This is a genomic window from Flavobacteriales bacterium, from assembly GCA_021296215.1.
Taxonomy (GTDB): domain Bacteria; phylum Bacteroidota; class Bacteroidia; order Flavobacteriales; family ECT2AJA-044; genus ECT2AJA-044.
In genome coordinates, this window is sequence record JAGWBA010000090.1 from 1 (window position 1) to 7,414 (window position 7,414).

General features: G+C 51.5%; 12 protein-coding genes and 1 tRNA gene. 5 read left to right on the top strand and 8 right to left on the bottom strand.

The window, feature by feature from the left end; translation table 11 throughout:
- Positions 1-278: 278 nt before the first annotated feature.
- The 8 genes from J4F31_11350 to J4F31_11385 form a co-directional block, all read right to left on the bottom strand.
- Positions 279-1,184, bottom strand: coding sequence for a hypothetical protein (locus tag J4F31_11350; protein ID MCE2497152.1), 906 nt, complete (start codon positions 1,182-1,184; stop codon positions 279-281).
- Between the two features lie 129 nt (positions 1,185-1,313).
- A complete protein-coding gene (locus J4F31_11355; GenBank protein MCE2497153.1) occupies positions 1,314-2,072 on the bottom strand; it encodes a hypothetical protein in 759 nt (252 codons plus the stop codon).
- Positions 2,073-2,107: 35 nt separating this feature from the next.
- Positions 2,108-2,821: a YebC/PmpR family DNA-binding transcriptional regulator gene (locus J4F31_11360; GenBank protein MCE2497154.1), complete on the bottom strand. Its 714-nt coding sequence runs from the start codon at positions 2,819-2,821 to the stop codon at positions 2,108-2,110.
- 39 nt (positions 2,822-2,860) lie between these two features.
- Complete coding sequence (locus J4F31_11365) at positions 2,861-3,364, bottom strand: response regulator (protein MCE2497155.1); 504 nt, start codon at positions 3,362-3,364, stop codon at positions 2,861-2,863.
- Entirely contained in the window at positions 3,364-3,669 is a 306-nt protein-coding gene (locus tag J4F31_11370) for a hypothetical protein (protein MCE2497156.1), read from the bottom strand. Before J4F31_11370 ends, J4F31_11365 begins: the two co-directional genes overlap by 1 nt.
- A 111-nt stretch (positions 3,670-3,780) precedes the next feature.
- Positions 3,781-4,389, bottom strand: a complete 609-nt coding sequence (locus J4F31_11375; protein ID MCE2497157.1) for a hypothetical protein — start codon at positions 4,387-4,389, stop codon at positions 3,781-3,783.
- 34 nt (positions 4,390-4,423) lie between these two features.
- A complete protein-coding gene (locus J4F31_11380; GenBank protein MCE2497158.1) occupies positions 4,424-5,185 on the bottom strand; it encodes an FIST C-terminal domain-containing protein in 762 nt (253 codons plus the stop codon).
- Positions 5,186-5,263: 78 nt separating this feature from the next.
- The gene (locus J4F31_11385) at positions 5,264-5,515 is read right to left on the bottom strand and encodes a hypothetical protein (protein MCE2497159.1); all 252 of its coding nucleotides are present in this window, start codon (positions 5,513-5,515) and stop codon (positions 5,264-5,266) included.
- A gap of 154 nt (positions 5,516-5,669) precedes the next feature.
- On the opposite strand from J4F31_11385, the gene J4F31_11390 reads away from it, so the two are divergent.
- From J4F31_11390 to J4F31_11410, 5 genes are all read left to right on the top strand, one after another.
- Positions 5,670-5,891 carry a hypothetical protein gene (locus J4F31_11390; protein ID MCE2497160.1) on the top strand — a complete coding sequence of 74 codons (222 nt, stop codon included), beginning with the start codon at positions 5,670-5,672 and terminating at the stop codon, positions 5,889-5,891.
- On the top strand, positions 5,891-6,286 hold the full coding sequence (locus J4F31_11395) for a hypothetical protein (protein MCE2497161.1): 396 nt from the start codon (positions 5,891-5,893) through the stop codon (positions 6,284-6,286). Before J4F31_11390 ends, J4F31_11395 begins: the two co-directional genes overlap by 1 nt.
- Positions 6,258-6,713: a VCBS repeat-containing protein gene (locus tag J4F31_11400; GenBank protein MCE2497162.1), complete on the top strand. Its 456-nt coding sequence runs from the start codon at positions 6,258-6,260 to the stop codon at positions 6,711-6,713. Before J4F31_11395 ends, J4F31_11400 begins: the two co-directional genes overlap by 29 nt.
- Before the next feature lie 11 nt (positions 6,714-6,724).
- On the top strand, positions 6,725-7,243 hold the full coding sequence (locus J4F31_11405; GenBank protein ID MCE2497163.1) for a T9SS type A sorting domain-containing protein: 519 nt from the start codon (positions 6,725-6,727) through the stop codon (positions 7,241-7,243).
- 42 nt (positions 7,244-7,285) lie between these two features.
- Positions 7,286-7,359: transfer RNA gene (locus J4F31_11410), tRNA-Ala, on the top strand.
- The last annotated feature ends 55 nt before the right edge of the window (positions 7,360-7,414 follow it).

The following is a 7,414-nucleotide window of genomic DNA, read 5'->3' on the forward strand; positions in this document are numbered from 1 at the left end:
AGAAGTCGTAACTTGTGCATATCTATCGGTTTATTCGGCCGTAGCGTGTAGGTTTTCCTACGAAGCTAAACCCCGACGATCCTTATGAAGAAAAGTTATGAACAGGTGGATCACTTTCACGCGATCTGAGTGGATCACTTTCACGCGATTTTTGCAGGTTGAGCTTCCACGATGAGGTGGGTGGAGGCGAAACGGAGTAGTTCACCTCATATCCATCGATGTACCATTGACTTCGGGGCGAATGCCGTTGGTCGGGCGGTGAATGGATTCCCTTTGTATCAGTTGAGGTGCAGCACCAGGTTTCCATTGGGTAGTTTAGAAGCCTCGTTTTGCCAATAGTCACTTTCCGGGAGCCCGACCGCAGGCAAAACAGTAATGCTGTCGAGCAGTCCCCGCACTACCGAAACTCCGGAGGTAGAGGTCACCCACAATCGGTCCTGCACGTCAATAATCATGCAGATGGCCAGTTGGTCTTCATCGGAATTTGCGATGGGCCAAACAGAGGGCTCTTGAGTTTCGTAGTCGAAGTAAAAAAGCCCGGAGGCCATGCTCGTTGACCACAGGCCTCGTTGGGTCTCGTACAGAGCCATATTGTTGGTGGTACCACCGTTTTGTGGCGAAAAGAGCGTATCGAAAGCCCATTGTTCCCTTTCGTGAACATATCGGGCAACTCCTTCTCGAGCCCCAACCCAAAGAGACTCAGAGCTCTGGCTGTAGAGCACATCATAAGTGAGCCAGCCATTGGTTCCGGGTAGGGGCTCGCCAAGTTGCCTGTTGGCTACCGGATATACGCCGGTGCGTGTAGTAATGAAATCACCCACTTGGGTCGACACGTATTTATATACTCTGTCGCTACTGACCGATTCCGGCAAGCTCAGGCGGTAATTCAATGAGGGATCCGTATTTCCGAGTGGCCAATACCAGAGGCCGTCGTGATCACTTAATATGAGGTGATCATACACAGCGTGAATATGGGCGATAGACGACCCGGGGAACGCGCGGAACAAAGGGTCTTGCGTCCAATTACCGCTCGGTGTTTGAAAACAGCGATAAAGGCCCTTGGTGGTGCCGATGTACAGGTGTCCGTCCGAAGCGTAGAGGCTGTGGATCGTGCTCAAGGGTTCGCCTTGTGGATTGCGAATGACTACCTCCTCGTAGGGTGTTGGCCCTAGTTGCCCGCGCACTAATCCGGCCGTTAAGGCCGAAATCCAAAAAGCCCCGTCGCCCGCTGAGCGAATGTTGGTGAATCCGACCGGGTGAAACAGTTTGGGCGGAGCACCCGAAGTTGGCTCCCAGGTGTACGATGCGCCGGGTCAACCTACGCTAATGTACCAACGGCCGGTGGAATCGACCCAGAACATGCGGTATTCGTTGAAACCGCGGAGGAGGCTGTCGCCAACGATTCCGTAGAGCATATCGTTCACTCGTGAGCGGTTCACTGACCATTCGGGGCTTTGTGGGCCAATGCGTTTGAAGACAGGGTCCTTTTCGAGAATGGTAAAAGGCAACTCAATGTCGGAGTTCGGATGAATCTGTCGTAGGAAGGCGCGGTCATTCAGACCATTATAGAAAGGGAAGGCCTCGGTTGAGGGCAGGGTGATGGTGTCTGTGATCAGTTCATTTTCGATATGCCAAACGCCGCCGGAATTCGACACCCAAAGGCTCGAGTCGGTGGCGAAGCAGAGGTCGTATGCCATGGTGATGCCGGGGCCGTTGATGGGATAAGCCTGTGTTTCGCCGGACCTCGGATCGTGGTGAAAAAGGTGTCCTTGGGCGGCCACCCAGAGGCTGTGGTCGGGTGCTTCGAGAATTCGGTTTACGATGGCGTTACGGAGTAAGCGAGCTTCGGTAGAAGTGCCTTTGATGGGCGTTATGGACAACCCGTTGTAGTACACCAATCCGTTTTGTTTGCCGATCCAGACGCCTCCGCGATGATCGACCTCTACGGTCAGCACCGCGTTGTTTTCCAATGCGTCGCTGAGGTCGAAATCGGACCGCAGGCTAACTTGTCCGCGAGACGAGTTCGCCGAAATGACGAGAAAAAGAGTGATTAAAAGGTTACGTAGCTTCATGAACCGGCAACAGTCGCACGGCTGAAGTTGCGGAATCATGCCAAGGTAGAGTATACGTTTTGCACATCGTCGTCTTCCTCGAGCATTTCGAGGAGTTTTTCGACGTCGGCTGCATCCTCTTCGCTAAGCTCTTTCGTATCCGTTGGGATGTATTCGGTTCCCGATTCCAGAATCTCGATCTCTTTTTCATCCAGTGCGCTGGAGATCGGTCCAAACTGTTCAAAGGGGCCATACACCATGATGGAGCTGTCTTCTTCATCGTGGAAGATGTCGTCGACACCGTAATCGATCATCTCGAATTCGAATTCCTCGAGGGCGATGCCCGCTCCCGGAATTTTGAAATGGCATTTGTGCTCGAACATGAACTCTACGGAGCCCGAAGTACCGAGGCTTCCGTCGCATTTGTTGAAGTACGAGCGAACATTGGCTACGGTACGCGTGGTATTGTCGGTAGCGGTTTCTACGAGCACGGCGATACCGTGCTGTGCATACCCTTCATACACGACGTTTTTGTAGTCACTTTGGTCTTTATCGCTGGCTTTTTTGATCGCCCGTTCCACATTGTCCCTGGGCATATTCGCCTGTTTGGCGTTCTGTATAAGCAGCTTGAGCTTGTAGTTCGTCTCAGGGCTGGGGCCGCCTTCCTTAACGGCCATGATGATGTCTTTCGTCAACCTCGTGAAGGCTTTGGACATACTTGCCCAGCGCTTCATCTTTCTCGCTTTGCGGTATTCAAACGCGCGCCCCATAGTTTAGATGCTTTGTGCAAAAATAAAGATCCCCGAATTCTATGCTTCTTCCTTCGGATGGATGTGCGACTTCAATTTTCGATAGAGTTGATCGGGCTCGAAAGGCTTGCCCGCAAAATCGTTCATGCCGAGGGCCAAGACCTCTCGACGGGTCGATTCGTTGGTGCTGGCAGTCAGCGCGATAATAGGAAGCTCGGTATCGAACTCGCGGATTTTTTCCGTGGCTTCGCGACCGCCCATTACGGGCATTTGAAGGTCCATGAGCACTAAGTCGAAATCGTCGTTGCGCACTTTCTCAACGGCCTCTAGGCCATTGACCGCGGTCGTCACTTGAACGTTCCATTTACCGATGATCTTGCTTAGGGTGATGAGGTTGAAGTCGAGGTCATCAACGGCCAAGATGCGCGCATTGCCCAAATCCTTCACTTCATCGATAGGTCTTCTATCGCGAGGCACTGTGGTTTCAACCGTGGTAAGCGTGAGGTCGAAATAAAATGTCGATCCTTCGCCTTCGAAGCTTTTGAGCTTTATGGAGCTGCCCATCAGATGTAGCAGCTTTCGGGTGATGGCCAAGCCCAATCCTGTTCCTCCGTAGCTCCTATTGGTATCGGGGCCAGCTTGAGTAAAGGGTTCAAAAATGCGTTTTGTTTTTCGGGGGCGATCCCAATGCCTTCGTCCTCGATCGAGATGCGCACTTTGACCTGCGTATTGGTTTCTTTGAGCACAACTGCGTCTATACGAATCATGCCCTCTTTGGTGAACTTGACCGCATTGGAAACTAGGTTCGTTATGACCTGTCCCAATCGGGCACTGTCGCCCCGCACACTCGTCGGCAAGGAGTCGTCCACGAACAGCTTGAGTACGTTGCCCCGCTTTCTGGCGTTGTGGTCGTTCGCCCTACGAATATTCTTTAGGAGATGACCCAGGTCGAATGAATGTTGCCCGAGTTCGAGTCGGCCCTAATCAATTTTGTTGAAATCGAGAATGTCGTTGATGAGCAACATGAGGTTGCGCGATGAGATCTCCAGGACTTTGAGGTTTTCCTCTTGAGCCGGGAGGTGATCTTCGTTGTTGAGAATGTGGGTCATGCCGATGATCGCATTCAAGGGAGAACGGATTTCGCGGCTCATGATCGACAAGAACTCCGCTTTGGCATTGACCGCTTTTTCGGTCTCCACGATGGCCTCTTTGAAGGCGTCTTCGATTTGACGGCGCAGCATGACCTCGTCGTTCAATAGATCGGCAATAGAGAGCAGGTCGAGACTTTCATTGAGGTCCTCGGCGCCATCTTCTTGACGCAAGGTGCGCACGGCCTCAATGAGTTTGGCGATACTTTGTTCGCGTGTTTTCTTTTCTTCGAGGAGTCGAGAATTGATCTCTTGATATTCGGCATCGGCAATGTCGAACATGCGCTGTGAAAGTTCCTTGTCTTGATCAAAGGAATTATAACTCGCATTCACCGCTTCGAGGAATTTCTTGAAGGATTCTTCGTCGGTGCACGAGCCGTCCGCATTCATGAATTTGCGGATCTGGCGATTGAGTAATTTATGATAGCTCGGTTTACTCATTTCACTTTTCGGCGATAGTGGTCACCGTCATGGTTTAGTTGTGCAAAGAGCAACTGTGCAGCGGTTGAAACGGGCTAATTTCGCCATAGCTATAGAAGCCGGTGATCACGGCATCGTCGCCCAAGGTTTCGCGTGCTGCATCTATTTCTTCATCGATTCTATTTCCAAAGATGATCTTTCGACCAACGCAGGAGATCAAAATGGAGAGTTGATCACCTTGAATAACTTCCTCTTGAACCGAATGTTCGACCGCATCGAAGGCGGCATCAACCAAGTGATCGAGGTTTGCTTTCATAAGGCGAACGACGCTTCCCTCGGGCATGTTTCCGGCAAAGGTCATCGATTTTTCGTCCTGATCAATGGTCAGAATAGTGCGGACCACCTCGCTGTCTTCCCCATCGGCCCGTAGGGCCAGAGGAAATAAAAGAGCGAATCCCGGGAGCTTCTCCGCATACTCACCGAGGGATTTCTTGTAGAGGTCGAGAGCGCTGGTGCCATCGATCTCGTAAAGCACATTGGCTTTGGATTTAGTGATCGTGCGCGACGGGCCAAAACTGCTCCAGCCACCTTTGAATCCGTAGCCGACCACGAGATCGGCACCGTAGAAACCGATGGCCGCGATGAGTCCTTCACCGATGTTTTCATTGAGTCCGACAACGGTTTTTTGAAAATCGGCCCCGTCGCCCGCGAGTCCGCCCGAAATAGGCACTTCGTTATTCACCGCCGTATTCATCCCTTCCATGAGTTCTGACCCGTTTACTTTTTGTCCGTCCGAGACAACGAAAATGAACTGCAAGCCTTCGCGATCGCTCTTGCCGGCAAGGGCATTCCCTGCCGCCTTGCTATTTTCGAAGTCCTCGACCCTTACGCAATGCTAGACGGCCGTTACTTTATCGAACCAAATAGCCGTTGCCACTATCTGTTCGTCAAGAACCGCATCGTTGGAGATCTCACCTGCGGTCGACCCGGCGATCACGGTGCTGTTGGGGAATGCAGCACGTAAGTCGGTATATCCGCCATTCATTAATTTTTGACCCTGGCCGAAAGCGATCACGAGGTCGGCATTTTCGGCCGGAAGTGAACTAATGTCCCATCGATCATTGTAGAGGAACTGCTGGGGTTTCATGTAGGATGGTATTTCGAATACAAAGTATCGAAAAAATGACGATTTATTTGAAGTGCAAAGGCATTTACTTTATGCCCGGCAGAGGTATGGCTTTCAGAGATTAAAAAGGGCGAACCATGGAGAATTGATAAATTTGTCGCTCAAAATCGGACCTATGCGGTTTCTGCACTTTCTATTTTTGATTTTCGGCCTCGCGGCCGGATGTGCGGTCTTCGGTCAAAACGATACTCGGGGCCTGATCAACGGCGACCTAATTGTAGGAGATGTAAAGACCGTGAATAAAGGGGTGTTGACTGTAGAGACCGATTATAGCGATAGCGACTTCAAGATCGAGTGGACAAGGTGGTTTCTTTCAAATCTCCCAAGCCTTTTGTAATGCGTTGTATAGGGAGTGACTATGTCACTGCGCGTGTTGTAATGGACCCGGGCGATTCTTCGATGGTCATTCTGGCCTTGGAGTTTGGGAGCACGGTGAATATCCCGTTGCGGGATATCGTGTACATGAGTGAAGTTGGTGGCGGTTGGATTGACCGGATGAAGGCTGATATAGCGGCCGGAGTCAATTTCACCAAGGCGAACAACCTTCGTCAATTCAATCTCGTGGCAAATGCGGGGTACTACACGGATAAATGGAGTGTTAATGGATCGGGGAACTCCATCTTCAGCCAACAGGATGATGTAGACGCGACACGGCGTACGGATGCCACCATCAGCGGCAAACTCTACTTACGGCGTGCCCGTGATGTACAAGAACAACGGATCGGCCGCTAGTGCCAGCTTTGGTGCCATGCAAGCGAATCCGTTTGGCTTGACCGGGCAGTATACCATGTTCAAGGCGGTAGCCGACATCGATGGCGATGGCGATATGGACATTTTGGCTTCGGCTCAGGATTACTCGACCTACACGAATCAATTCTTGTATTTCGAGAATACCGGTACGGCTCAGAACCCAAGCTTTGGAACTCCTCAGATAAACCCATGGGGACTTGCCTCACCGGCGACGGCGTACATTTTGGTTTCCGAATTAGTCGACTTGGATAACGACGGAGACTTTGACCTATTGGCTCAGGATGCATATTACGGGAACTTCTTCTACTACCAGAATAACGGAAGCGATTCGAACCCGAGTTTTGGAGCCGTGCAAGCGAATCCATTTGGGCTTACGAGCCCCGGGTTGGGTGTGGGGTATTCTCGATAGGCGATCTGGACATGGATGGCGACATGGATGTGATGTCGAGCGACTACAGCGGAAATTTCAAGTTTTTCGAAAACACGGGTTCGGCCAATGCTGCGGCCTTCGGTGCGCCTCAGAACAATCCGTTCGGGTTGGCATCCAGTGGCTACTACAACTTTATGGCCTTGGGAGACCTTGATGACGACGAAGACGTAGATATACTGGCTGTGGCCTATCAATATTCGTATGGCGGAGGTGGAGTTGCAAGCTTTTATTACTACGAGAATATCGACCCATCGATCGGACTCGAGGAGCAGGAGCTGAATGTAGAAGCATATCCGAATCCTTTCAGCGACCGCATTAGCGTGGATTTGGGTGATGTGGCTACCGGAAGCGCTTCGGTTTACGATTTAACCGGCAAGCGGGTATTCCGCACTGCTTTCGATAGCGAAACCAGTCTTCGCCTCGACCTTGGGGAGCTCACGGCCGGCTTATACCTCCTTCAGATCGAATCTGACGGTGGCAATAAGACCATGAAGATTACGAAACAGTAATTCTGTGTAGTTCGGCAAGAATGTTTATTTTTGCCGTCCTCTGGGGCTATAGCTCAGCCGGCTAGAGCACTTGCATGGCATGCAAGGGGTCAGGGGTTCGAGTCCCCTTAGCTCCACACTATTGAATTACTGGCATTGTTGCCACTCCCAACCCGCCCTATCGGTGCGGGT

Bases quoted from the DNA above. Each gene is read 5' to 3' on its own strand.
- J4F31_11355 (MCE2497153.1), bottom strand. From the start codon at position 2,072: ATGAAGCTACGTAACCTTTTAATCACTCTTTTTCTCGTCATTTCGGCG.
- J4F31_11360 (MCE2497154.1), bottom strand. From the start codon at position 2,821: ATGGGGCGCGCGTTTGAATACCGCAAAGCGAGAAAGATGAAGCGCTGG.
- J4F31_11365 (MCE2497155.1), bottom strand. From the start codon at position 3,364: ATGGGCAGCTCCATAAAGCTCAAAAGCTTCGAAGGCGAAGGATCGACA.
- J4F31_11375 (MCE2497157.1), bottom strand. From the start codon at position 4,389: ATGAGTAAACCGAGCTATCATAAATTACTCAATCGCCAGATCCGCAAA.
- J4F31_11385 (MCE2497159.1), bottom strand. From the start codon at position 5,515: ATGAAACCCCAGCAGTTCCTCTACAATGATCGATGGGACATTAGTTCA.
- J4F31_11390 (MCE2497160.1), top strand. From the start codon at position 5,670: ATGCGGTTTCTGCACTTTCTATTTTTGATTTTCGGCCTCGCGGCCGGA.
- J4F31_11395 (MCE2497161.1), top strand. From the start codon at position 5,891: ATGCGTTGTATAGGGAGTGACTATGTCACTGCGCGTGTTGTAATGGAC.
- J4F31_11400 (MCE2497162.1), top strand. From the start codon at position 6,258: ATGTACAAGAACAACGGATCGGCCGCTAGTGCCAGCTTTGGTGCCATG.
- J4F31_11405 (MCE2497163.1), top strand. From the start codon at position 6,725: ATGGATGGCGACATGGATGTGATGTCGAGCGACTACAGCGGAAATTTC.